This is a genomic window from Allobosea sp. UNC402CLCol, assembly GCF_000745475.1.
GTDB lineage: Bacteria > Pseudomonadota > Alphaproteobacteria > Rhizobiales > Beijerinckiaceae > Allobosea > Allobosea spartocytisi.
This window is the reverse complement of the sequence record NZ_JQJJ01000016.1, coordinates 1-23,208: the sequence shown is the minus strand read 5'-3', so window position 1 is coordinate 23,208 and position 23,208 is coordinate 1. Positions and strand designations below refer to the sequence as shown.

The 23,208-nt window shown below is 67.2% G+C and carries 21 protein-coding genes; 14 read left to right on the top strand and 7 right to left on the bottom strand.

The window, feature by feature from the left end; all coding sequences use genetic code 11:
* Nucleotides 1-46 precede the first annotated feature (46 nt).
* The 8 genes from GY40_RS21220 to GY40_RS21185 all read left to right on the top strand — a co-directional run bounded on the left by GY40_RS21220 (nt 47) and on the right by GY40_RS21185 (nt 9,566).
* The gene (locus GY40_RS21220) at nt 47-961 is read left to right on the top strand and encodes a LysR family transcriptional regulator (RefSeq protein ID WP_248311245.1); all 915 of its coding nucleotides are present in this window, start codon (nt 47-49) and stop codon (nt 959-961) included.
* Between the two features lie 227 nt (nt 962-1,188).
* Nucleotides 1,189-1,665, top strand: a complete 477-nt coding sequence (locus GY40_RS21215; protein WP_038366665.1) for an NAD(P)H-dependent oxidoreductase subunit E — start codon at nt 1,189-1,191, stop codon at nt 1,663-1,665.
* On the top strand, nt 1,662-3,227 hold the full coding sequence (locus GY40_RS21210) for a formate dehydrogenase beta subunit (RefSeq protein WP_038366663.1): 1,566 nt from the start codon (nt 1,662-1,664) through the stop codon (nt 3,225-3,227). The genes GY40_RS21215 and GY40_RS21210 overlap by 4 nt, the downstream gene beginning before the upstream one ends.
* A 10-nt stretch (nt 3,228-3,237) precedes the next feature.
* The gene (fdhF, locus tag GY40_RS21205; RefSeq protein WP_038366661.1) at nt 3,238-6,120 is read left to right on the top strand and encodes a formate dehydrogenase subunit alpha; all 2,883 of its coding nucleotides are present in this window, start codon (nt 3,238-3,240) and stop codon (nt 6,118-6,120) included.
* On the top strand, nt 6,107-6,949 hold the full coding sequence (gene fdhD, locus GY40_RS21200; protein WP_038366658.1) for a formate dehydrogenase accessory sulfurtransferase FdhD: 843 nt from the start codon (nt 6,107-6,109) through the stop codon (nt 6,947-6,949). The genes fdhF and fdhD overlap by 14 nt, the downstream gene beginning before the upstream one ends.
* On the top strand, nt 6,946-7,203 hold the full coding sequence (locus tag GY40_RS21195) for a formate dehydrogenase subunit delta (protein ID WP_051988373.1): 258 nt from the start codon (nt 6,946-6,948) through the stop codon (nt 7,201-7,203). Before fdhD ends, GY40_RS21195 begins: the two co-directional genes overlap by 4 nt.
* A 95-nt stretch (nt 7,204-7,298) precedes the next feature.
* Nucleotides 7,299-8,957 (top strand): OFA family MFS transporter, encoded by a 1,659-nt coding sequence (locus GY40_RS21190; RefSeq protein ID WP_038366656.1) that lies wholly within the window; start codon nt 7,299-7,301, stop codon nt 8,955-8,957.
* Nucleotides 8,958-9,134: 177 nt separating this feature from the next.
* Nucleotides 9,135-9,566: an OsmC family protein gene (locus GY40_RS21185; RefSeq protein WP_038366653.1), complete on the top strand. Its 432-nt coding sequence runs from the start codon at nt 9,135-9,137 to the stop codon at nt 9,564-9,566.
* 4 nt (nt 9,567-9,570) lie between these two features.
* On the opposite strand, the gene GY40_RS21180 is transcribed toward GY40_RS21185, so the two are convergent.
* From GY40_RS21180 to GY40_RS21150, 7 genes are all read right to left on the bottom strand, one after another.
* Nucleotides 9,571-10,533, bottom strand: a complete 963-nt coding sequence (locus GY40_RS21180) for an ABC transporter ATP-binding protein (protein WP_051988396.1) — start codon at nt 10,531-10,533, stop codon at nt 9,571-9,573.
* A 64-nt stretch (nt 10,534-10,597) separates the two neighbouring features.
* Nucleotides 10,598-11,587: an ABC transporter ATP-binding protein gene (locus GY40_RS21175; RefSeq protein WP_038366652.1), complete on the bottom strand. Its 990-nt coding sequence runs from the start codon at nt 11,585-11,587 to the stop codon at nt 10,598-10,600.
* On the bottom strand, nt 11,584-13,047 hold the full coding sequence (locus GY40_RS21170) for an amidohydrolase family protein (protein WP_038366884.1): 1,464 nt from the start codon (nt 13,045-13,047) through the stop codon (nt 11,584-11,586). The genes GY40_RS21175 and GY40_RS21170 overlap by 4 nt, the downstream gene beginning before the upstream one ends.
* 38 nt (nt 13,048-13,085) lie before the next feature.
* On the bottom strand, nt 13,086-14,285 hold the full coding sequence (locus GY40_RS21165) for an amidohydrolase family protein (RefSeq protein WP_038366650.1): 1,200 nt from the start codon (nt 14,283-14,285) through the stop codon (nt 13,086-13,088).
* A gap of 26 nt (nt 14,286-14,311) precedes the next feature.
* Nucleotides 14,312-15,271: an ABC transporter permease gene (locus GY40_RS21160; protein ID WP_038366647.1), complete on the bottom strand. Its 960-nt coding sequence runs from the start codon at nt 15,269-15,271 to the stop codon at nt 14,312-14,314.
* On the bottom strand, nt 15,261-16,253 hold the full coding sequence (locus GY40_RS21155; RefSeq protein ID WP_038366644.1) for an ABC transporter permease: 993 nt from the start codon (nt 16,251-16,253) through the stop codon (nt 15,261-15,263). Before GY40_RS21155 ends, GY40_RS21160 begins: the two co-directional genes overlap by 11 nt.
* 129 nt (nt 16,254-16,382) lie before the next feature.
* On the bottom strand, nt 16,383-17,951 hold the full coding sequence (locus tag GY40_RS21150; RefSeq protein WP_038366642.1) for an ABC transporter substrate-binding protein: 1,569 nt from the start codon (nt 17,949-17,951) through the stop codon (nt 16,383-16,385).
* A 242-nt stretch (nt 17,952-18,193) separates the two neighbouring features.
* Here GY40_RS21150 and GY40_RS21145 point away from each other — a divergent pair, with 242 nt between their 5' ends.
* From GY40_RS21145 to GY40_RS21120, 6 genes are all read left to right on the top strand, one after another.
* Nucleotides 18,194-18,901: a GntR family transcriptional regulator gene (locus tag GY40_RS21145; RefSeq protein ID WP_038366639.1), complete on the top strand. Its 708-nt coding sequence runs from the start codon at nt 18,194-18,196 to the stop codon at nt 18,899-18,901.
* The gene (locus GY40_RS21140) at nt 18,898-19,593 is read left to right on the top strand and encodes a flavin reductase family protein (RefSeq protein WP_197062796.1); all 696 of its coding nucleotides are present in this window, start codon (nt 18,898-18,900) and stop codon (nt 19,591-19,593) included. Before GY40_RS21145 ends, GY40_RS21140 begins: the two co-directional genes overlap by 4 nt.
* 281 nt (nt 19,594-19,874) lie before the next feature.
* Nucleotides 19,875-20,690 (top strand): alpha/beta fold hydrolase, encoded by an 816-nt coding sequence (locus GY40_RS21135; RefSeq protein WP_051988372.1) that lies wholly within the window; start codon nt 19,875-19,877, stop codon nt 20,688-20,690.
* Between the two features lie 120 nt (nt 20,691-20,810).
* Nucleotides 20,811-21,224, top strand: a complete 414-nt coding sequence (locus GY40_RS21130; protein WP_038366636.1) for a c-type cytochrome — start codon at nt 20,811-20,813, stop codon at nt 21,222-21,224.
* 233 nt (nt 21,225-21,457) lie between these two features.
* Complete coding sequence (locus GY40_RS21125) at nt 21,458-21,907, top strand: NUDIX hydrolase (protein WP_038366633.1); 450 nt, start codon at nt 21,458-21,460, stop codon at nt 21,905-21,907.
* A gap of 113 nt (nt 21,908-22,020) precedes the next feature.
* Nucleotides 22,021-22,827: a class I SAM-dependent methyltransferase gene (locus GY40_RS21120; RefSeq protein WP_038366631.1), complete on the top strand. Its 807-nt coding sequence runs from the start codon at nt 22,021-22,023 to the stop codon at nt 22,825-22,827.
* Nucleotides 22,828-23,208 lie beyond the last annotated feature (381 nt).

Sequence of the window (23,208 nt, the reverse complement as noted above, 5' to 3'; positions counted from 1 at the left end):
CGATGCTCTGCCGCGCGGCGCTCTCGGCCGCCTCCGAGCCGACGCCATGATCATTCGCCAATTGGTTTATCTCGACGCGCTCGCGCGCGAAAAACATTTCCGCCGCGCGGCCGAGGCCTGCCACGTCTCGCAGCCGACGCTCTCGGCCGCGATCGTGCAGCTCGAGGAAGAGCTCGGCGTGATGATCGTCGAGCGCGGGCGGCGTTTCCAGGGCTTCACCAAGGAAGGCGAGGTCGTGCTCGCCCATGCCCGGCGCATCCTGGCCGAGGCCGAGGTGATGAAGGATTCGATCGCGGAGCTGCGCGAGGGCGTCTCCGGCCGCATCAGGCTCGGCGCGATCCCGACCGCGCTGCCGATGATCGCCCATATCACCGCGCCCTTCTCGGAGCGCTATCCGGCGGTGTCTCTCACCGTGCTGTCGCTGACCTCGCAGGAGATCCAGCAGGGTATCGACGATTTCGAGCTCGATGTCGGACTGACCTATCTCGACAACGAGCCGCTCGACCGGGTGATCTCGAAGCCGATCTATCAGGAATCCTATGTGCTGCTGACGCGCGAGGACGGGCCGTTCGGCGCGCGCGACACCATCACCTGGGCCGAGGCCGCCGAGCAGAAGCTCTGCCTGCTCACAGGCGACATGCAGAACCGGCGCATCATCGACGGCATCTTCCGCTCGGTCGGCACGGCGCCGCGCCCGATGATCGAGACGAACTCGATCTTCAACCTCTGTTCGCATGCCGGCATCCAGGGCGTCTCCAGCATCGTCTCGCTGCAATTGCTGGAATTCTTCGGCGTGCCGCTCGGCACGCGGGCGCTGTCGCTGGTCGAGCCGGAGGCGCAGCGCACGATCGGGCTGATCGTGGCGGACCGGCAGCCGGTGGCGCCGCTCGCGCGCAACCTCCTGATGATGACGAAGCCGGTCACCGATGCCGGGCTCCCACGGCGGCCCATCGTGCGATAGACTTTGCCTATCGTATTAGAAGCGGCGCAGCATTGTGCGGCGCAAAATGGCCTCTCCGGAGAATTTTTGGAGGCTGACAAACCCGCGGTATGGCGGACGCGCACCCATATCGCGTATTTTGATAGCTAAAAACTATCACGCATTCGAAAGAATCGATTTGAAATCATTCCAGTTTCAACCACCCTTCTCCTAACGAGCGTCCGGCGAACCGGGCCTATGGAGGAAAGATGGCGGCTTATCCGGCCTGGGATCAGGACAGTGCGCGCATGATCGTGGCGGGGCTGGCGCATCTGGAAGGCGCCACGCTGCCGATGCTGCACGCCCTTCAGGACGAGTTCGGCTATGTCGATCCGCAGGCCGTGCCGCTGATCGCGGAAGCGCTGAACCTGTCGCGTGCCGAGGTCCATGGCGCGATCTCCTTCTATCACGACTTCAAGACCGCCCCGCAGCCGGCCCGCATCGTTAAGCTCTGCCGGGCCGAGGCCTGCCAAGCGCTGGGTTGCGAGACGGTCGTCAAAGAGCTCTCGGCCAAGCACGGCATCGCGGTCGATGACCATCATGCCGGCGACGCCATTGTCGAAACGGTGTATTGTCTCGGCAATTGCGCGCTCGGGCCCTCGGCCCTGGTCGATGGCGAACTGATCGGGCGCGTCGATGCCGCCCGCATCGCCGGGCTCTGCCAGCACGGAAAGGCGCATTCATGAGCGCCGCACCGGTCCGCATCTTCGTTCCCATCGACGCCGCCGCCCTGTCGGTCGGCGCGGAAGCCGTCGCGCAGGCGATCGCCAGCGAAGCGACGACGCGCGGGCTTTCCGTCGAGATCGTCCGCAACGGCTCGCGCGGGATGCTCTGGCTGGAGCCGCTGGTCGAGGTCGAGACGAACGAGGGCCGCATCGCCTACGGGCCGGTCGCGGCGAAGGACGTCGCGTCGCTGTTCGATGCCGGCTTCGCTTCGGGCGGCGCTCACGCCTTGCGCCTCGGCAAGACCGAAGAACTCGACTGGATGAAGCGCCAGCAGCGGCTCGCCTTCGAGCGCGTCGGCGTCATCGACCCGCTTTCGATCGCCGATTACCGCGCCCATGGCGGCTTCAAGGGGCTGGAGAAGGCGCTGGCGCTCACTGGCGGCGAGATCGTCGAGGCCGTGAAGGCCTCCGGCTTGCGCGGACGCGGCGGCGCGGGCTTCCCGACCGGGATCAAGTGGAAAACCGTCCACGACGCCAAGGCGGAGCAGAAATATATCGTCTGCAATGCCGACGAGGGCGATAGCGGCACCTTTGCCGACCGCATGCTGTTCGAGGGCGACCCCTATCTCGTCATCGAGGGCATGACGATCGCTGCGATCGCGGTCGGGGCGACGCGCGGCTATATCTATCTTCGCTCGGAATATCCGCACGCTCATCGCATGCTCCAGCGCGCGATTCTGAAGGCCGAAGCCGCCGGACTGATCGGCGCCTCGATTCTGGGCTCGGAACACGCCTTCCATCTGGAAGTGCGGCTCGGCGCCGGCGCCTATATCTGCGGCGAGGAGACCTCGCTGCTGGAAAGCCTCGAAGGCAAGCGCGCCATCGTCCGGGCCAAGCCCCCGCTACCGGCGTTGCAGGGCCTGTTCGGCAAGCCGACCGTCGTCAACAACGTGCTCTCCTTCGCCGCCGTGCCGTGGATACTCGACCATGGCGCGCAGGCCTATGCGGATTACGGCATGGGCCGCTCGCGCGGCACGCTGCCGGTGCAGCTCGGCGGCAATGTCAGGCGCGGCGGGCTGATCGAACTCGCCTTCGGCATCAGCTTGCGCGAGATCATCGAGGATATGGGCGGCGGCACGCTGTCCGGCCGGCCGATCCGGGCCGTGCAGGTCGGCGGGCCGCTCGGTGCCTATCTCACGGCCGGGCAGCTCGACGTGCAGATGGACTACGAGGCGCTCGCAGCGATGCGGGCGATGCTCGGCCATGGCGGCATCGTCGTGTTCGACGACAGCGTGGACATGGCCAGGCAGGCCCGCTTCGCCTTCGAATTCTGCGCCAAGGAAAGCTGCGGCAAGTGCACGCCCTGCCGCATCGGCGCGACGCGCGGGGTCGAGACGATGGACCGCATCATCGCCGGCGCTGAGGTTCCCAAGAACATCGCCGTGCTGCGGGATCTCTCGAAGCTGATGACCGACGCCTCGCTCTGCGCCATGGGCGGCCTGACCCCCATGCCGGTGCTGAGCGCGCTCAACCATTTCCCTGAGGATTTCGACCGTCCTCCGCTGCCCCTGGCGGCCGAGTGAGGAGGCCACGATGAGCCTGATCAAGGAAATCGACTACGGCACGCCGATCCGGCTCTCCGAGAAGACGGTGACGCTGACCATCGACGGCCAGAGCGTCACGGTCCCTGCGGGCACCTCGGTGATGGCCGCCGCCATGAGCCTCGGCACCAAGATCCCGAAGCTCTGCGCCACCGACTCGCTCGAACCCTTCGGCTCCTGCCGGCTCTGCCTCGTCGAGATCGAGGGGCGGCGCGGCACGCCTGCCTCCTGCACCACGCCGGCCGAAGAGGGCATGGTCGTCCGCACCCAGTCGGAGAACCTCTCCGGCCTGCGCAAGGGCGTGATGGAGCTCTATATCTCCGACCATCCGCTGGACTGCCTGACCTGCTCGGCCAATGGCGATTGCGAATTGCAGGATATGGCGGGCGCGGTGGGCCTGCGCGAGGTGCGCTACGGCTATGAGGGCGAGAACCACGTCTTCGCCAAGGGCAAGGACGGCCTCGCCAACGAGAACTGGCTCGCGAAGGACACCTCCAACCCGTACTTCACCTACGACCCGTCGAAATGCATCGTCTGCAATCGCTGCGTGCGGGCTTGCGAGGAGGTGCAGGGCACCTTCGCGCTGACGATCACCGGACGCGGCTTCGACTCACGCGTCGCGGCCGGGCCGACCGATTTCCTGGGCTCGGAATGCGTTTCCTGCGGCGCCTGCGTGCAGGCCTGCCCGACCGCGACGCTGATGGAGAACAAGGTCATCGAGCACGGCCAGCCCGAGCATTCGGTGGTGACGACCTGCGCCTATTGCGGCGTCGGCTGCTCGTTCAAGGCGGAGATGCAGGGCGACCGCGTCATCCGCATGGTGCCCTACAAGGACGGCAAGGCGAACGAGGGCCATTCCTGCGTCAAGGGCCGCTTCGCCTGGGGCTATGCGACCCATACCGACCGCATGACCAAGCCGATGATCCGGGCGAAGATCACCGACCCGTGGCGCGAAGTGTCATGGGAAGAGGCGATCACCTACGCGGCCTCCGAATTCAAGCGCATCCAGGCGCAATACGGCCGTGAATCGGTCGGCGCCATCACCTCCTCACGCTGCACCAATGAGGAGGTCTTCCTCGTCCAGAAGCTGGTGCGCGCCGCCTTCCGCAACAACAATGTCGATACCTGCGCCCGCGTCTGCCATTCGCCGACCGGCTATGGCCTCAGGACGACGCTCGGCACCTCGGCCGGCACGCAGGACTTCAAGTCGGTCGCCAAATCCGACGTCATCCTGGTCATCGGAGCCAATCCGACCGACGGCCACCCGGTCTTCGCCTCGCGCATGAAGAAGCGCATCCGCCAGGGCGCGCGCCTGATCGTCGCCGATCCCCGCCGGATCGACATGGTGCAGTCGCCGCATGTGAAGGCGGATTATCACCTGCCCCTGCGCCCCGGCACCAATGTCGCGCTGCTCAATGCGCTCAGCCATGTCGTCGTCACCGAGGGGCTGATCGACGAGGCCTATGTGCGCGAGCGCTGCGATCTCGGCGATTTCGAACACTGGGCCCGTTTCGTCGCCCGCGAGGAGAACTCGCCGGAGATGAGCGAGCAATATACCGGCGTGCCCGCGGCGGATGTCCGCGCCGCAGCGCGGCTCTATGCCACCGGCGGCAATGGCGCGATCTATTACGGGCTCGGCGTCACCGAGCACAGCCAGGGCTCGACCACCGTGATGGCGATGGCCAACCTCGCCATGGCGACCGGCAATATCGGGCGCGACGGCGTCGGCATCAATCCGCTGCGCGGGCAGAACAATGTCCAGGGCTCCTGCGACATGGGCTCCTTCCCGCACGAATTCTCGGGCTATCGCCACGTCTCCGACGACTCGACCCGGCAGGTCTTCGAGATGCTCTGGGGCGTGCCACTCGATCCCGAACAGGGCCTGCGCATCAACAACATGCTGGACGAGGCGGTCGAGGGTACCTTCAAGGGCCTCTATGTCCAGGGCGAAGACATCGCCCAGTCGGACCCCAATACCAAGCATGTCACGGCGGGCCTCGCCTCGATGGAATGCGTCGTCATCCAGGACATCTTCCTGAACGAGACGGCGAAATACGCCCATGTCTTCCTGCCGGGCGCCTCCTTCCTGGAGAAGGATGGCACCTTCACCAATGCCGAACGGCGCATCAACCGCGTGCGGCAGGTCATGGCGCCGCTCGCCGGCAAGGACGAGTGGCAGGTCACGATCGATCTGGCCCGCGCGCTGGGCTACGAGATGGCCTATGGCCATCCCAGCGAGATCATGGACGAGATCGCGCGGCTCACCCCGAGCTTCGCGGGGGTCTCCTATGACAAGCTGGACAAGCTCGGCTCAGTGCAGTGGCCCTGCAACGACAAGGCCCCGACCGGCACGCCCTTGATGCATGTCGACCGCTTCGTGCGCGGCAAGGGCAAGTTCATGATCACCGAATATGTCCCGACCGACGAGCGGACGGGACCGCGCTTCCCGCTGCTGCTCACCACGGGCCGCATCCTCTCGCAATACAATGTCGGCGCGCAGACCCGGCGCACCGAGAACAGCGCCTGGCATGACGAGGACGTGCTGGAAATCCACCCCTTCGACGCCGAAAGCCGCGGCGTCCGCGACGGCGACCTCGTCGCGCTCGCCAGCCGCTCGGGCGACATCGCGCTGCGGGCGGTGATCTCCGAGCGCATGCAGCCGGGCGTGGTTTACACCACCTTCCACCACGCCAAGACCGGCGCCAACGTCATCACGACGGATTATTCGGACTGGGCGACGAACTGCCCGGAATACAAGGTCACCGCCGTCGACGTCCGGCGCACGAACGCTTATTCCGCCTGGCAGGAGAAGAATTTCGAGGAGGACGTGACCTTGCGCCGGATCGCGGAGCGCCTGCCCGATGCCGCGGAATAACCCGCACGCCCAGCCGCCAGCCTCGGCCGCCGTCACGGCGCAGCCGCTGCGCTTCGGCGCGGCGCAGGACGATGCGCGCGAGATCGAGGTCGCGGTCGAGACGCCGATCAACATCGTCTACGGCAACATGCCCTATGCGGTGATGATGGCGAGCCCGTCCGATCTCGAGGATTTCGTCACCGGCTTCAGCCTGACCGAGGGCATCGTGCGCGGCGCGGACGAGATTCGCGGCATCGCTGTGGAGCCGAAGGACGAGGGCGTGATCGTCACGGTCGAGCTGGCGCCGGGCCGCTTCCGCGAGCATCTGGCGCGGCGCCGCAATCTCTCGGGCCGGACCTCCTGCGGTCTCTGCGGGGTCGAGACCATCGAGGAAATTCCGATGGCCGATGCCGCGACGCGGGCTTCACGCGCCGTATCCGCCACGGCGATCGAGGCCGCGCTCGCCGCGCTCGACAAGCACCAGCCGTTGAACCAGCTGACCCGCGCCGTCCATGGCGCCGCCTGGTGCGATGCCTCGGGCGCGATCCTGGCTGCACGCGAGGATGTCGGCCGCCACAACGCGCTCGACAAGCTGATCGGCGCGCGGCTCCGCGCCGGGGCCGATGCCGGCGAGGGCTTCCTGCTCGTCACCAGCCGCGCCTCCTTCGAGATGGTCGAGAAGGCCGCGATCTTCGGCGCGGGAACGCTGGTCGCGATCTCCGCGCCGACCTCGCTCGCGATCGAGCGGGCCCGGCATCTCGGCCTGACGCTGGCCGCCGTGGCACGGCGCGACGGCTGCATCGTCTTCACCGGGGCGCTCGCGCCGAAGCCTGAGACGATCGCCCGATGACGGAGGCTGGCCTGACCACCGATCACCACGCCGAGAACGTCGAGAAGCTCCGGCGCATGGCCGGGCAGATCGCCGATTTCTTCAAGGCCTATCCGGAGGCGGAGGCGGCCGCCTCCGTCGCCGACCATATCAACCAGTTCTGGACCGGACGCATGCGCGGCGACTTCCTCGCCGCCTTCGCCGACCGGCCGGAGGACCTCACGCCCCTGCTGCGGCAAGCCCTGCCGAAGATCAGGCCGGGGCGCGGAGGTTAGCAGCCAGACGCCGGTCCTGCCGGCGACAAGAGATGACAACGAGCTGGGACCCTACCCGGCCCGAACGGCGAAGCCATGGGGAAAGGAACCGGGGAATGAGTGTCGCACAGGATATCGGACAGGTCGGGGGCGGCATCGGCCTGCTCGACCGTGAACGGACCATCGCCAAGGCCGGCTTCAACCGCTGGCTGGTGCCGCCGGCTGCGCTCTGCATCCATCTGTGCATCGGCATGGCCTATGGCTTCTCGGTGTTCTGGCTGCCGCTGAGCCAGGCGATCGGCATCACCAAGCCCGTCGCCTGCGCCGCGGATGTCGGCCTGATCGGTTCCCTGTTCACCACCGCCTGCGACTGGAAGGTCGCCGATCTCGGCTGGATGTACACGCTGTTCTTCGTCCTGCTCGGTTCGTCCGCTGCGATCTGGGGCGGCTGGCTCGAACGGGTCGGTCCGCGCAAGGCGGCCTTCGTCTCGACGCTGTGCTGGTGCGGCGGCCTGCTGGTCTCGGCGCTCGGCGTCTACACGCACCAGCTCTGGCTGATGTGGCTCGGCTCCGGCGTGATCGGCGGCATCGGCCTTGGCCTCGGCTACATCTCGCCGGTCTCGACCCTGGTGAAATGGTTCCCGGACCGGCGCGGCATGGCCACCGGCATGGCGATCATGGGCTTCGGCGGCGGCGCGATGATCGGTTCGCCGCTGGCGGACATGCTGATGAACACCTTCAAGACCCCGGCCTCGGTCGGCGTCTGGCAGACCTTCGTCGCGATGGCCGCGATCTATTTCGTCTTCATGATGGCCGGCACCTTCGGCTACCGCGTGCCGCCGGCGAACTGGCGCCCGGAGGGCTGGACGCCCCCGGCGACGCAGAACGCGATGATCACCTCCGGCCATGTCCATCTCCAGAACGCGCACAAGACGCCGCAGTTCTGGCTGATCTGGGCGGTGCTCTGCCTCAACGTCTCCGCCGGCATCGGCGTGCTCGGCATGGCCTCGCCCATGTTGCAGGAGATTTTCGCGGGTTCGCTGATCGGCAAGCCGGAGATCGGCTTCGCCGCGCTCGACGCCGGGCAGAAGACGCAGATCGCCACGATCGCGGCGGCCTTCGTCGGCCTGCTCTCGCTGTTCAACATCGCCGGGCGCTTCTTCTGGGCCTCGCTCTCGGACAAGCTCGGCCGCAAGCTGACCTATGCCACCTTCTTCGGGCTCGGCATCCTGCTCTACGCGCTTTCGCCCTGGGCGGCGCATGCCGGGTCGCTGGCGCTCTTCGTCGGCTTCTTCTGCATCATCCTGTCGATGTATGGCGGCGGCTTCGCCACGGTTCCGGCCTATCTCGCCGACATGTTCGGGACGCAGTTCGTCGGCGCCATCCATGGCCGCCTGCTGACGGCGTGGTCGACTGCCGGCATCATCGGCCCTGTCGTGGTGAACTATATCCGCGAGGCGCAGATCAATGCCGGCGTGCCGCGCGCGCAGGTCTATGACCGCACCATGTACATCCTCGCCGGCATGCTGGTGCTCGGCTTCCTCTGCAACCTGCTGATCCGCCCGGTCGCGGCGAAGTGGTTCATGAAGGATGCCGAGGTCGCGGCGCTGCAGGCCCGCACGGCCAATGCCAATGCGACCGCGCATTACGGCTCCTACGGCATCGGCAAGGGCGGTGTTGACGGCACGGCCCTGCTCGCCTGGGCCGTCGTCGGCCTGCCGATCGCCTGGGGCGTCTGGATCACGCTGTCGAAGTCGCTGGCGCTGTTCCGCTAGGCGGAGTTCGGCGGAGCCATGACGCGAAGCCCGCATCGGCAGACCGGTGCGGGCTTCGCCGTTCCCGGCTCGTCGTCATCTGTCCCGACAATGAACCTGCTAGGCTCTCGCCCGTTGTGGAAAGGCGGCCTCCCCGGATGCCGCCATCCAGCTTCGATCACGAGAGGAGACAGCGTCATGGCGATCAACAAGACCGGCTCGGCCCATTGGGAAGGCGGCATCAAGGACGGCAAGGGCGCGATCTCGACGCAGACAGGCTCGCTCAAGGACTATCCTTACGGCTTCGCCAGCCGCTTCGAGGGCAAGCCCGGCAGCAATCCGGAAGAATTGCTCGGCGCGGCGCATGCCGCCTGCTTCACCATGGCGCTGTCGCTGATCCTCGGCGAAGCCAAGCTGACCGCCGAGGCGCTCGACACCACGGCGCAGGTGACGCTCGACAAGCTCGACGACGGCTACGCCATCACCGCGATCCATCTCACCCTCAAGGGCAAGGTGCCCGGCGCCGACCAGGCGACCTTCCAGTCGCTGGCCGACAAGGCCAAGGCCGGCTGCCCGGTCTCCAAGGTGCTGAAGGCGCCGATCACGCTGGACGCGACGCTGGTGAGCTGACGCCTCAGGCGAAGTGGCAGGACACCTCGACGCCGTCGATCAGCCGCAACTCCGGCCGTTCGGCCCGGCAGCGATCGGCGGCGCGTGAGCAGCGCGGGTTGAAGCTGCAGCCCGGCGGCGGGTCGATCGGGCTCGGCACCTCGCCCGACATCGGCCGGCGTTCGCGGTTCGGCCGCTCGACATCGGGAATCGTGTCGAGCAGCAGCCGGGTATAGGGGTGGCGCGGCCGGCTGAAGACCTCCTCGGCCGGCCCCGCCTCGACCAAGCGGCCGAGATACATGATGGCGAGATCGTCCGACATGTGCCTGACGACCGAAAGATTGTGGCTGATGAAGAGATAGGTCAGCCCCAGTTCCTTCTGCAGCTTGACCATCAGATTGAGGATCTGCGCCTGCACGGAGACGTCGAGCGCCGAGGTCGGCTCGTCGCAGACGAGGAAATCGGCTTCGGTGGCGAGGGCGCGGGCAATCGAGATGCGCTGGCGCTGGCCGCCGGAGAAGGCATGCGGGTAGCGGCTCGCATCGCTGCGCGACAGGCCGACGATCTCCAGCAGGTCGCCGACACGGTCTTTCGTGCTCGCGGCGTCCGGCCGCAGCTTCAATTCGCGGATCGGCTCGGCGATGATGTCGCCGACGCGCCAGCGCGGGTTGAGCGAGGCATAGGGGTCCTGGAAGATCATCTGCACGCGCGGCGGGCCGATGGTGCCATCGGCACGGCGGATGTCGCGGAAGTTCAGCATCCCCTGCGTCGGGCGCTGGAGGCCGACGACCATGCGCGCCAGGGTCGACTTCCCGCAGCCGGATTCGCCGACGATGCTGAAGGTCGTGCCGCGCCTGACCGTGAAGGAGACGTTTTCGACGGCACGCAGGATGCGGCGCGGCTGCTTCGAGAACAGCCGCGAGAGCGTCGGCGCCGAGACGTCGAAGCGGCAGGAGGCCGAGGCGACATCGAGGATGATGTCGTCCATGGTCGCCGTAGCGGTGGTCGCGATCTCCGGCACGGCCTGCCCTCGTTCGAGCGTGGTCACGGTATCACGCATGGGCCAACTCCTGCAGCGGGAAGTGGCAGGCCGCCGCATGGGCGACCGGCGGAAGGCCCGGCTTGTGCTCGCGGCAGACGCCCTCCGCCCGGCCGCAGCGCGGGTTGAAGGCGCAGCCCGGCGGAATGGCGTTGAGCCGCGGCATGGCGCCGTCGATCTGGTTGAGCTGCGCATGCCGGGCATGGACGCTCGGGATCGAGGCCATCAGCCCGGCCGTGTAGGGGTGGCGCGGGCGGCGCACGACCTCCTCGACCGGGCCGATCTCGACGATGCGGCCGGCATACATCACCGCGACGCGATCGGCGGTTTCGGCGATGACGCCCATATCATGCGTCACCAGCATGATGGACGTGCCGTGCTCGCGGCAGAGCCGCTTCAGCAGCGTGGTGATCTGCGCCTGAATGGAGACGTCGAGCGCGGTCGTCGGCTCGTCGGCGATGATCAGCACCGGCTCGGCGCAGAGCGCGAGCGCGATGACGACGCGCTGGCGCATGCCGCCGGAGAACTGGTGCGGGTAATGGTCGATGCGCATCTCGGCGGCGGGGATGCCGACCTCCTTGAGCAGGTCGAGCGCTCGCCTGCGCGCCTCCGCCTTGCCGACCGGCAGATGGGTGGTGATGGTCTCGACGAGCTGGTCGCCGACCGTGAGCAGCGGGTGCAGCGAGGTCAACGGGTCCTGGAAGATCGCGCCGATGCGACGGCCGCGCAGGCGGCGCATTTTTTCCGCCGGCAGATTGTCGATGCGCTGCCCTTCCAGCCTGATCTCGCCGCCGGCGATGCGGCCGGGCGGATCGAGCAGGCCGATCACCGCCGTGCCGGTCAGAGATTTGCCGGCGCCGGACTCGCCGACCACGCCGAGGATCTCTCCCGGCGCGATGTCGAAGGAGACGCCGTCCAGCGCCGTCAGCGGGCCGTGGCGGCCGTCGAAGACGATGCGCAGGTCGCGCACGGAGAGCAAAGGCGCGGCGGCGGATGCGGTCATGCGATGGCCTCGCTGCGTTCGATGGCGTAGCTCGACGAGAAGATCTCGCTCATCGGCGGGTGTCCGAGAGTGCGTTCGGGATAGCGCGCCATCAGCCCCTCGAACTGGGCCTGGGCGCGGGCGTTGTCGGCGGCCTCGTCGATGCCGGGGATGATGTGGTTTTCCATGACGAAGCAGCCGTCGATCACCACGGTCGAGACGTCGCGGCCATGGCCGGTCAGCATCATCGTCTGGATGGGGTCGATGACCTGCCCGCTATGGGGCCGGTCGAGCTCGAAGACGGTGATGTCGGCGCAGGCGCCCGGCTGGAGCCGGCCGAGATCGGGCCGCCGCAGCGCGTCGGCGCCGCCGATGGTCGCGGCATCGTAATAATCCTCGGAGCGCACGGCGCCGGCATTGCCGGCCATGGTGCGGGCGAGGATCATGCCGATCTGCAGGTTCATGATCATATCGGGCGGGCTCGTATCCGTGCCCATGGCGATGTTGAGCCCCATCGCGCGGTAGCGGCCGAAATGATCGATGGCATTGCCGTGCCGGCCCGAGACCAGCGGGCAATGGACGATGCTCGCGCCGGAATCGCGGATGATCTCGAGATCGCGGCCGGGCCGGTCGACGAGCCGGCTGCCGGAGACGACGGTGCCGTGCGGCAGGAGGCAGCGCTCGCCGAGGAAGCCGAGGCTCTCCAGCCATTCCGGCGGGCTCATGCCGTGCTGGGCGAGGACGAGGTCGTATTCGATCTTCGACTGGCAGCAATGCAGCCTGACGGGAATACCGAGCTCGCGCGAGGCTGCGGCCGTGCGGCGCAAGAGCTCCGCCGTCGAGGTCTCGATGCGGTCCGGCGCGAGCATGGCACGGATCAGACCGCCGGCGGCGCCTTCATGGCGTTTCGCGAAATCGATCGCGGCGTCGAGCTCGGCGAGGCCGCGCGCCTCGTCGTAATGGGTGACGATGCGGCCGTCTTCCTCGACCAGCTGGTTGCCGGTGCGATAGGCCGGGCCGAGATAGGCGCGCAGACCGAGATCTGCCGCGGCTTCAGCGGCATCCTCGAACTCCTGCACCGTCTCGCCCCAGGCGCGGTAGAACAGCGAGGCGATCGGCAGCGCCGTGGTGATGCCGTTGCGGATCAGGGACGCGAAGGCGTGCTTCTTCTGGAAGGCCAGCTCCTCGCGGCTGTACATCTCGTAAGGTCCGGCCTCGAGATAGCTGCGCGGCCAGACACGGCCCTTCTTCCAGGCCGGCTGGTTGTCGTAGCCGAGGATGGTGGTGTCGAGATCGGAAAGCGCGTCGCAATCGACGAAGCCCGGCCCGATCAGGGCGTTGCCGTAGTCGACGCGTCTGCTGACCTCGCCGGGAAAGCCATGGCCGACGAAGACGATCCTGCCATCCTCGAAGACCACCTCGCCGTTCTCGTAGAGGCGATGGCGGCCGTCCTTGTGGCCGACGACCCAGCGCGCCGCCATGAGGATGCGGCCTTCGGGGCGCTTTGCCGGCTTGAGGCTCACGGCGCGGTCCTGACCGAAACGCCGTCGCGGGCGACGATCTTGCCGTGCTTGACGACGCGGCGCTTTGGAGAGCGGGTGACGACCGCCTCGGCCAGCGTCTCGCCCGGCAGGATGACGAAATCCGCAGCCTTGCCCTCGGCCAGCCCGTAGTCGGCGATCTCCATCACCTGCGCGCCGCCGAGCGTACAGACATCGAGCGCGATCCTGAGCTCGTCGTCGCGGCGGAAATTGTTGCGCAGGCCGACGAACATCGCCCGCTCCAGCATGTCGGCATTGCCATAGGGGCCCCAGGTGTCGCGGATGCCGTCCGAGCCTGAGCAGACGCGCACGCCGGCCTCGACCAGCTTCTTCACCGGCGGAGCGGCGCTGCGCGAGGGGGCGGTGGTCATGATCGCGATGTCGAGTTCGGCGAGCTGCGCGATCAGCGGATCGACCAGCGCAGGATCGGGTGAGCCCAGGCAGAAGGCGTGGCTGATCGTGACCTTGCCCTGCATGCCGAGCGCGCGGGTGCGCTCGATGATCAGCTCCGTCGAGAAGGCGCCCATCTCGCCGGGCTCGTGCAGATGGATGTCGAGCGGCTTGCCATATGTCTGGCAGAGCGCGAAGACGGCATCGAGATGCCCCTTGGGGTCGCGGTCGATGCCGCAGGGATCGAGGCCGCCGACGATCTCGCAGCCGGCCTTCATCGCCTGGTCCATCAATTCCAACGTGCCGGGACGGCGCAGCAGGCCCGATTGCGGGAAGGCGACGAGCTCGATGTCGACGATGTCGCGGTAGTCGTCGCGGGTCTTCATCACGCCCTCGACGCCCCAGAGCCCGTGCTCGGTGTCAACGTCGACATGGCTGCGGATATGGGTCGTGCCCATCAGCGAGGACTGGATCGACTGCCGGGCCGACTGGCGCGCCGGCTCGATATCCAGCCGCTTCTTGCTCTCGCGCTCATTGTCGATCTTGTCGAGCAGCTTCGGGCCGACCTCGTTGACGTACCAGGGCTGGCCCCAGAGGCTCTTGTCGAGATGGGTGTGCGCCTCGACGAGGCCGGGGATGACGATCTCGCCGCGCCCATGCTCGACCGCCACGCCGGCCGGCGCGGCGATGTCCTTCGCCATGCGGGCGATGCGGCCGTTCTCGATGAGGATGTCGAGGGCAGCACCGGCGTTCGGGCGGACATTCTTGAGCAGCAGGGAGGCGGTCATATCAGGCATTTCCTCGTGGTTTCTTGTCAGCGAAGTTTCGGATTCAGCGCATCGCGCAGCCAGTCGCCGAGCAGGTTGACCGAGAGCACGATCAGCCCGAGCTGCAGCGAGGGGAACACGACGAGCCACCAGGAGCCGGAGAACAGGTACTGGTTGCCGATGCGGATCAGCGTGCCCAGCGAAGGCTGGGTGATCGGCATGCCCACCCCCAGGAAGGAGAGCGTCGCCTCAGAAAGGATGGCGAGGCCGAGATTGAGCGTCGCCGCGACCATGACCGGCGTCAGCGTGTTCGGCAGGATGTGCCAGAGCATGATGCGCGTCGCCGGCACGCGGATGATGCGGGCGGCCAGCACATATTCCTTGCGGCGCTCGACCATGGTCGAGGCGCGCACGGTGCGGGCATACTGCACCCAGTTGGTCAGCGAGATCGCAAGCACCAGCACCATCGCGGCGAAGGGGTCGCGCAGTTCCGGCGGCAGCAGGCCGCGGAACACCGCCGAGACCAGGATCGCCATCAAGAGCGTCGGAATCGACAGCACGGTATCCCCGAGGCGCATCAGCAGATTGTCGATGCGCCCGCCATGGAAGCCGGCGACGAGCCCGACGGACACGCCGATCAGCATCGAGACGACCACGGCGGAAAAGCCGATGATCAGCGAGATGCGCGAGCCGTAGAGGATGGCGGAGAGCACGTCTCGGCCCTGCGGGTCGGTGCCGAGCAGGAAGGGCCATTCGCCGCCCTCCTGCCAGATCGGCGGGATCTCGGCCTTGTCGATGAAGATCTGCGAGAGATCATAGGGGTTCTGCGCCGCGATCAGCGGGGCCAGGAAGGCCGTGACGATGAGCAGCGTCAGCACCAGCGCCGAGATCCAGGCGGCGGGCGTCTTGCGGAAGCTCCAGCCGATGTCGCTGTCGAGAAAGCGCCGGATGCGGCCAGGTTTGGCATCGGCAGGTTTGGCGACGGTCGCGACGGTTTCAGCGGGCATTGGCGGCTCCCGAGAGCGCGTCCTCGCGCAGGCGCGGATCGACCCAGGCATAGGTCAGGTCGACCAGGGTGTTCAGCGCGACGAAGATGAAGGAGACGATGATCAGATAGGCCGCCATCACCGGGATATCGACGAAGGTGACGGCCTGGACGAAGAGCATGCCCATGCCCGGCCACTGGAACACCGTCTCGGTGACCAGGGCGAAGGCGATGAGGTTACCGATCTGCAGGCCGGTGACGGTGATGACCGGCATCAGGCAGTTGCGCAGCGCATGGCCGAAATGGATCGAGCGGGCCGGCAGGCCGCGTGCCCTCGCGAAGCGGATGAAATCGGTGCGCATGGTCTCGAGCATCTCGGCCCGCACCAGCCGCATCACCAGCGTGATCTGGAAGAGCGAGAGGGTAATGCCGGGCAGGATCAGCGCCTTGCGCCCCGACGGCGTCAGGAAACCAGTGCTCCACCAGCCGAGCTTCACCACCTCGCCGCGGCCGAAGGCCGGCAGCCATTGCAGCGTCACCGAGAAGACGAGGATCAGCATGATGCCGAGCGCGAAGCTCGGCAGCGAGACGCCGAGCACCGAGCCGAATTGCAGCGCCTTGGCGAGGAGGCTTTCTCGTCGGATGGCGGTGTAGACCCCGAGCGGGATACCGAGGGCGAGCGACAGGAAGGTCGCGACCAGGACGAGCTCGAAGGTCGCCGGGAAGCGCTCCGAGATGAGCGCGAAGACATCCTGCTGATTGCGGTAGGAGATGCCGAAATCGCCCTGGGCCGCGTTCTTCACGAAGGTCGCGAATTGCAGCACGAAGCCTTTGTCGAGACCGAGGCGGGTCCGCAATTCGTCGCGCTGCTGCTGGCTCGCCTGCTCGTTCAGCATCAGTTCGACGGGATCGCCGACGAAGCGGAAGCTCAGGAAGGCGAGGAAGGCCACGGCGAGCATGACGCCGGCGGCATTCAGGAAGCGCTTGAGGAGGAAGGCCGGCATGGGCGGCTCCTGGGTTCCGGCGGCATTCCCGGGCTTCGCGTTGGCGAAGACCCGGGAAGCTCAGGCGGATGAAGGGCTCGTTTCCGAGATGGCCGGGTCAAGCCCGGCCACGACGGCGGCGGTTCAGCCTCATTTCAGCTTGGTCAGCCACAGGCGCGGCTTGTTGTCGGAGGCCTGCACCATGGTCTCGACATTGGCACGCATCGCCCAGGCCATCGGCTGCTGGTGCAGCGGGATGAACAGGGTCTGCTCCTTCACCAGCTTGAGCGCCTGCTTCATCAATTCGATGCGTTTGGCGTTGTCGAGCTCGACGCCGGCCTTGTCGATCAGCGCGTCGACCTTCGGATCGCCCCAGTTGCCCCAGTTGAACACGCCGGCCGTGCCGGTCCTGGAGTGGATCACCTGCACGAGCAGGGAATAGGCGTCGATCATCGGCTCGTTGGCCCAGCCGAAGGAGAGGACGTCGAAATCGCCCTTGGTGCGCTTCGGCGTCTGCTGGGCGCGCGGCGCCATGCTGAGATTGGGCTTGAAGCCGGCGCGCGACCACATCGAGGCGACCGCCTGGCAGAACTCCTCCTCATTGACCAGCGAATCGCTCTGGCAATTCATCTGGAAGGAGAAGCCGTTGGGATAGCCGGCCTCGGTGAGCAGCTTCTTGGCGGCGTTCAGGTCGAAGGGCGGACGCTCGTCCTGCGACGGCTCATAGCCCGGGATGGCGGGCGCGATGAGCGCGCCGGTGTTGCGCGAGAGGCCGCGCATGGCGCGCTTCTGGACCGCATCGATGTCGATGGCGCGATAGAGCGCCTCGCGCACCCGGATGTCCTGGAAGGGATTCTTGCCCTTCACATCGCTCTCGAAGAGCTGGTCCTTGAGATTGAAGGCGAAGAAGACCGAGCGCAATTCGTTGGTCTGCATCACCTTGACGTCGGACGACGCCTTGAGGCGCGGCAGATCCTGCAGCGGCGCGACATTGGTGTAGTCGATCTCGCCCGACAGCAGCGCCGCGACGCGGGTCGAGGCCGAGGCAATCGGGACGAACTCGATGCGGTCGATATTGTGCTGCGGCTTGTCCCACCAGCCCTGATTCCTGACGAAGATCGTCTTGGCGTCGGGCTGGCGGCTCTCGATCGAGAAGGGGCCGGTGCCGTTGGCGTGGTCGGTGGGATAGCCGGTGACGCCCTTGCCGACATCGGTCGGCTTCAGCGCGTTGTGCTCCTCCAGCCACTTCTTGTCGAAGATGAAGATGTTGGTGAGGTCGTTGAGCAGCAGCGGATAGGGACCGTCGACCTCGATCTCGACGGTGTGGTCGTCGATCTTTTTCGAGGATTTATAGGCCGGCAGATTGCCCTTCAGCGGCGAGGCGGCATCCGAGACGCGGGCGAGCGAGGCGATGACGTCGTCGGCCGTGAAGGGGTCGCCATTGTGAAAGGTCACGCCCTTGCGCAGATGGAAGCGCCAGACCGTCGGCGACACCGTCTCCCAGGACTCGGCCAGCGCCGGCTCGATCTTGAGGTCGCCGGTGTAGCGCACCAACCCTTCATAGACGTGGTTCAGGACCGACAGCGTGAAGGTCTCGCCGAAGGAATAGGGATCGAGCGAGGCGATCTCGCGACCCGCACCCCATTTCAGCGTCTTCGCCTCCGCCGCGCCGCTCAGCGCGAAAGCGGCAACAGCCGCCAGCAACCAGGCCTTCTTCATCGACACTCTCCCCTTTTCATTCGGCGCAGCCCGGAACGAAGCCACGCGGTCGTCACTGCCACCTCTGTGCGCATCGTGGCGTTTTTCGCGCCATCTCGTGTGCGATTAATGTTCAGTCTTGCATACGATTGTTTGATCGTATTGTATGCGATTATTGAACACAAGCGCAAACTGGAACGGAGCCCCGTCTCGTGACATTGACGGTCCCCAGCAAGGTCAGACCAAAGCGAGGACAGGCCGATATGGGCGAGTCACGGCTGCCGGGATTGCGTGCGCAATCCGTCTACAGGGCGCTTCGGCGCGCGATCATCGAACAGGCGCTGAAACCGGGCATGAAGCTGCCCGAGGATTCGATCGGCGAGCAGCTCGGAGTCAGCCGCACGCTGGTGCGGGAGGCCTTCAACCGCCTTTCGGTGGAAGGGCTGGTCGAGCTTACGCCGAACAAGGGCGCCTCCGTCGCCTATCCGACGCTGGAGGAGGCGCGCGACGTCTTCGAGGTCCGGCGCGGGCTCGAGCGGCTCGTCGCCGAGAACCTCGCCGGGCGGTTGACCGCCGCGCAGGCGGCCGAGCTGGAAGCTCATGTCCGGCAGGAAGAAAAGGCGCATGGGCAGGACGGGCCGGAATCGATCCGCCTGTCCGGCGAGTTCCATATCAAGCTCGCCGAGATGACCGGCAACGCCCTGCTGCTGCGCTATGTGCAGGAATCCTCGTCGCGCTGCTCGCTGATCCTGGCGATCTACGGCCGGCCGCATTCCTCGGAATGCGCCGTCTCCGAACACCGCCAGCTGATCGAGGCCCTGCGCGACGGCGACGCCGCCCGCGCCGCCGACCTGATGGACCATCACCTGCGCGCCGTCGTCACCCGCGCGCTGCTGACACCCCGCATCGAGCGCGACATCCGCGACGTGCTCGCCCCCTATGCCCTGAGCGAAGGACTGACTCCATCATGACAGCGACGCCGGCCGTGCAGCCGCGGGCCGAGGAAGCCCCCGGCATCGTCACCTTCGATTTCGCGCAGCTGACGCCGCGCGAACGCTACAAGCTGCTGATCGGCGCCGTGGTGCCGCGGCCGATCGCGCTGGTGACGACGGTCGATGCGCAGGGCACGGTCAATGCCGCGCCCTTCTCCTTCTTCAACTGCCTCTCCGCCGATCCTGCGATCCTGGCTCTCGGCGTCGAATACCGCCCGACCGGCGCGCAGAAGGATACCGGCCGCAACATCCGGGAGACGCTGGCCTTCACCGTCAACATCGTCTCCGACGCGCTGGTCGCCGGCATGAACATCTGCGCCGTGCCCTTCGAGCCCGGCACGGACGAACTCGCCGAGGCCGGCCTCACCGCCATGCCCGGCATCAAGGTGCCCTGTCCCTGGATCGGCCAGGCGCCGGCCGCCTTCGAATGCCGCCACCACACCACGCTCGGCATCGGCAGCTCGCGCGAGATCATCCTGGGCGAGATCGTCTATGCGCATTTCCGCGGCGATACCGTCGACGAACGCCTGCATGTCGACCCCGTCGCGCTCGACGCCGTCGGCCGCATGGGCGGCCATGGCTACGCGACGACGCGGGATTATTTCGATCTGCCGACCATGCCGCTCGCGACCTGGCGGACCGATCCGGACGCCGCGAATCGACGAGACTGACCTGCCGGTGCTGCGGCGAAGCGCAGCTTCGCCATGCAACAGGCGCGCAACGGTTAGTCCTCCACCTATCGACCTTGCATTTATCGCATCCCGCCCCTCGCGCTCACGCCATGGCGGGCTCCGCCCGCATGGGTCATCCTGACCTGACGTGACGGCAGCGCCCTTCGGAGCGCAGCCGAAGAACAGCGGGGCGATGCACCGCGACAGGGGGAAGGCGGAACCATGGCGGCGCAGCCGCGCCATTGCTGCGCGGCACGGGGCCATGCCCGTTGGGTGACGACATGACGACGACAAGCGAGATCATCGACTTCCGGGCCGAGACGGATGACGGAGCCACGCTCCATTGCTTCCGCGAGGGCCATGGCCAGCCGCTGCTGCTGGTCAGCGGCCTCAGCGGCACCGCCGGATTCTGGACGAACATCGCCGCGACGCTCGGGCGCTCCTTCGAGATCATCCGCTTCGACCAGCGCGGCATCGGCGGCAGCAGCCGCGGCGAGGCGCCCTGCGACATCGAGAGGCTCGCCCGCGACGGCCTCGCCGTGCTCGACGCGGCCGGGCTCGACCGGGCCGTCGTGCTCGGCCATTCGACCGGCGGCTGCATCGCGCAGGGGATGGCAAAGCTTGCGCCCGGCCGGTTCGACGGGCTCATCCTCAGCGGAAGCTGGCTCAAGGCCTGCCGCTACATGACCGCCCTGTTCGGTGCCCGGCGCGCCATCCTCGACTGCGCTCCGCAGGGCTTCGCCGCCCTGTCCGTGCTCAGCGCCTACCAGCCTCGCTGGATCGAGGCGAACTGGCACATCTATGACGACGCAATCGAGGCCGCGCCGGTGAGCGACCACGCCCGGACCGTGATGCGCGAACGCATCGACGCACTGCTCGCTTTCGACGGCACCGCGGATATCGAAGCCCTGCCGATGCCGATCCTGGTGATGGGGGCGCGGGACGACATGGTCGTGCCGGTCTACCATCAGGAGGCGCTGGCCGCCGCCCTGCCCGGCTGCCGCCGCTCGATCATGGAAACCGGCGGACATCTCTTCCCGGTGTCGCGCCCGGACATCTTCACCGCCTCCGTGGCGGAATGGATCGGCGAGCTCTGAGCGCACCGCCCGCCCGGCCGCGTCGAAAGGACCCATATCGGCCCGGCGCCGGCCCACGCTAAACCGGAACCGTTCCAAGGAAGACCCGGGCCGCAAGCCGGGCCCCGAAAGACGAGACCCATGCGCGCCGTTCTGCCCCGCCTCCTCGCTGTATCCTTCCTGACCTCATCGCTTCTGGCCCTGCCGCTCCTCGCCCATCCCGCCGCCGCGCAGGATCTCGAGGCCGGCCAGCGCTCCTTCAACAAATGCCGGGCCTGCCACCAGATCGGCGAGGGCGCGCGCAATCTCGTCGGGCCCGAGCTCAACGGCGTGATCGGCCGGCATTCCGGCGCGGCCGAGGGCTACAGCTACTCCAACGCCAACAAGAATTCCGGCCTGACCTGGGACGAGGCGACCTTCGCGGATTACATCAAGGATCCCAAGGCGAAGATCCCCGGCACCAAGATGATCTTCGCCGGCATCCGCAGCGAGAAGGAGATCCAGGACCTGATCGCCTTCCTCAAGCAGTTCGACAAGGACGGCAAGAAGCTCTGACGGCGCCCCTCGCCGCACAGCTCTCCGATCAGCCCCTGTCTTGCACGACGCCACGGCAGGCGGCGCCGGACAAAAACGACGGCATGCGCTCAGATCAGGGCCGGTAATCCCCCGGCCATGACAGAACGCCTCTTCCATTTTCGCGATTGGATGCAATATTTATTCGCTCCGGCGGATCATCGCGATTCGGGAGCCGGAGAAATGTGCTGCCTAGGAAAGGTCTCCACGCACCGATGAAGAAGGCCAAGCGGAAAACGGGAGAGAAGCGGTCGCAGATCGCCGCTGTGCCGATCCGCCGCGCCGCCGACGGTTCGATGGAGATCCTGCTCGTGACCTCGCGGACGACGCGCCGCTGGATCGTGCCGAAGGGCTGGCCGATCAAGGGCCTCAAGGACCACGACGCCGCTGCGCGCGAGGCTTATGAGGAAGCCGGCGTGATCGGCCGCATCGGCCATGAGCCGGCCGGGCGCTACAGCTACTGGAAGCGGATGAGCGACCATTTCGCACTCTGCGAGGTGAAGCTCTATCTGCTGACGGTCGAGAAGCAGCTCGGCAGCTTCCGCGAGCAGCACCAGCGCGACCTGCACTGGTTCAAGCTCGCCGACGCCGCCGACATCGTCGACGAGCCCGAGCTCAGCACCGCCATCCGCAAGCTGGAGACGCTGCCTGCCCTGGCGGCATGAAAGCCCGCGGCGATCGCCCCCGAATGACAGCGCCGAGACCTGACGATTACTGGCGCATTCAACGAAAATGACGTAGCGTCACCATCCGGAACAAAGAAAAGCGGAGGCCGGCAATGCCCGACCAGACGCGCCATGACGCATGGCAGGCCGGCGAGACTGACGAGCGCTTCATGGCGCGCTGGAGCCGGGAGCTGGCGCCGCGCTTCATCGACTGGCTGAACCCCCTGCCCGGCTTCGAATGGCTCGAGGTCGGCTGCGGCAGCGGCGCGCTCACCGAGGCGCTGCTCGGCCTGACCGTGCCGGTCAGCGTCGTCGCGATCGACCCCTCGGAGGACCTCCTGGCGCTAGCGCGCGAGCACATCACCAATCCCCGCGCCAGCTTCCGCAAGGGCAGCGCCGAGGCCCTGCCGGTGGCGAATACAAGCTGCGACGCCGTCGGCTCCGGGCTGGTGCTCGATATCGTGCCGGACCGGGCGAAGGCGCTGGCGGAGATGCGCCGGGTGGTGCGGCCGCGCGGGCTGATCTGCTTCTATGTCTGGGATTATCCGGGCGGCGGGGTGCAGTTCCTGCGCGCCTTCTGGAGCGCCGCGACCGCGCTCGACCCGCAAGCCGCCGATCTCGGCGAGGACCGGCGTTTCCCCTTCTGCACCCAGGAGGGGCTGACCGGGCTCGCGCTCGCCGCCGGGCTCACCGACGTCACCTGCGCGCCGATCACGATCCCGACCGTGTTCCGCGACTTCGCGGATTTCTGGCAACCCTTCGCGCTCGGCACCGGGCCGGCTGCGGCCTATTACGCCGGCCTGGCGCCGGCGGCGCGCGAGTCCCTGCGGCAGAGGCTGCGGGACAGGCTGCCGATCGCCGAGGACGGCACGATCACGCTGGAGGCGCGCGCCTGGGCGGTGCAGGGCATCTCGCCCTGAGAGGGCGGCATGGCCGATGCCTGCCACGCAAGCCGAACCTGCCGCGCGAGCCAAAACCCCGCCCGCCTTGCGGCGTTCGTTCGCGAGCGAGGGGCAGCGGAGCGCCGCGAGGCGCGGTTGGGTATCAGGCCGCTTCCATTGAGCCAGGATGCGGCGCGGAGGGATTGAGCCACCCTCCGCACGCCCCGTGGCGCTCCGCTTATCGGCGTTCTTAAGTCTCCGGGCCGCGCTTACCGGGCCTGCAGCCATCCTTCGCCGCGAGCCCTTTCGACGCCAGTTCGGCTCAGCGCCTTGTCGCGTCTACTCGGGCATGGGACGAAGGCGTGATGCCATCGGCCGTTCCCAGCGAGCTCCTCGCACAGGGATCGTAGTGTCCCCAGG

Coding starts and splice junctions, on each gene's coding strand:
- GY40_RS21150 (WP_038366642.1), bottom strand. CDS start 17,951: ATGAAGAAGGCCTGGTTGCTGGCGGCTGTTGCCGCTTTCGCGCTGAGC.
- GY40_RS21180 (WP_051988396.1), bottom strand. CDS start 10,533: ATGGACGACATCATCCTCGATGTCGCCTCGGCCTCCTGCCGCTTCGAC.
- fdhF (WP_038366661.1), top strand. CDS start 3,238: ATGAGCCTGATCAAGGAAATCGACTACGGCACGCCGATCCGGCTCTCC.
- GY40_RS21185 (WP_038366653.1), top strand. CDS start 9,135: ATGGCGATCAACAAGACCGGCTCGGCCCATTGGGAAGGCGGCATCAAG.
- GY40_RS21120 (WP_038366631.1), top strand. CDS start 22,021: ATGCCCGACCAGACGCGCCATGACGCATGGCAGGCCGGCGAGACTGAC.
- GY40_RS21160 (WP_038366647.1), bottom strand. CDS start 15,271: ATGCCCGCTGAAACCGTCGCGACCGTCGCCAAACCTGCCGATGCCAAA.
- GY40_RS21175 (WP_038366652.1), bottom strand. CDS start 11,587: ATGACCGCATCCGCCGCCGCGCCTTTGCTCTCCGTGCGCGACCTGCGC.
- GY40_RS21155 (WP_038366644.1), bottom strand. CDS start 16,253: ATGCCGGCCTTCCTCCTCAAGCGCTTCCTGAATGCCGCCGGCGTCATG.
- GY40_RS21215 (WP_038366665.1), top strand. CDS start 1,189: ATGGCGGCTTATCCGGCCTGGGATCAGGACAGTGCGCGCATGATCGTG.
- GY40_RS21145 (WP_038366639.1), top strand. CDS start 18,194: ATGGGCGAGTCACGGCTGCCGGGATTGCGTGCGCAATCCGTCTACAGG.
- GY40_RS21220 (WP_248311245.1), top strand. CDS start 47: ATGATCATTCGCCAATTGGTTTATCTCGACGCGCTCGCGCGCGAAAAA.
- GY40_RS21170 (WP_038366884.1), bottom strand. CDS start 13,047: ATGGCGGCGCGCTGGGTCGTCGGCCACAAGGACGGCCGCCATCGCCTC.
- GY40_RS21210 (WP_038366663.1), top strand. CDS start 1,662: ATGAGCGCCGCACCGGTCCGCATCTTCGTTCCCATCGACGCCGCCGCC.
- GY40_RS21130 (WP_038366636.1), top strand. CDS start 20,811: ATGCGCGCCGTTCTGCCCCGCCTCCTCGCTGTATCCTTCCTGACCTCA.
- fdhD (WP_038366658.1), top strand. CDS start 6,107: ATGCCGCGGAATAACCCGCACGCCCAGCCGCCAGCCTCGGCCGCCGTC.
- GY40_RS21190 (WP_038366656.1), top strand. CDS start 7,299: ATGAGTGTCGCACAGGATATCGGACAGGTCGGGGGCGGCATCGGCCTG.
- GY40_RS21125 (WP_038366633.1), top strand. CDS start 21,458: ATGAAGAAGGCCAAGCGGAAAACGGGAGAGAAGCGGTCGCAGATCGCC.
- GY40_RS21195 (WP_051988373.1), top strand. CDS start 6,946: ATGACGGAGGCTGGCCTGACCACCGATCACCACGCCGAGAACGTCGAG.
- GY40_RS21135 (WP_051988372.1), top strand. CDS start 19,875: ATGACGACGACAAGCGAGATCATCGACTTCCGGGCCGAGACGGATGAC.
- GY40_RS21140 (WP_197062796.1), top strand. CDS start 18,898: ATGACAGCGACGCCGGCCGTGCAGCCGCGGGCCGAGGAAGCCCCCGGC.
- GY40_RS21165 (WP_038366650.1), bottom strand. CDS start 14,285: ATGACCGCCTCCCTGCTGCTCAAGAATGTCCGCCCGAACGCCGGTGCT.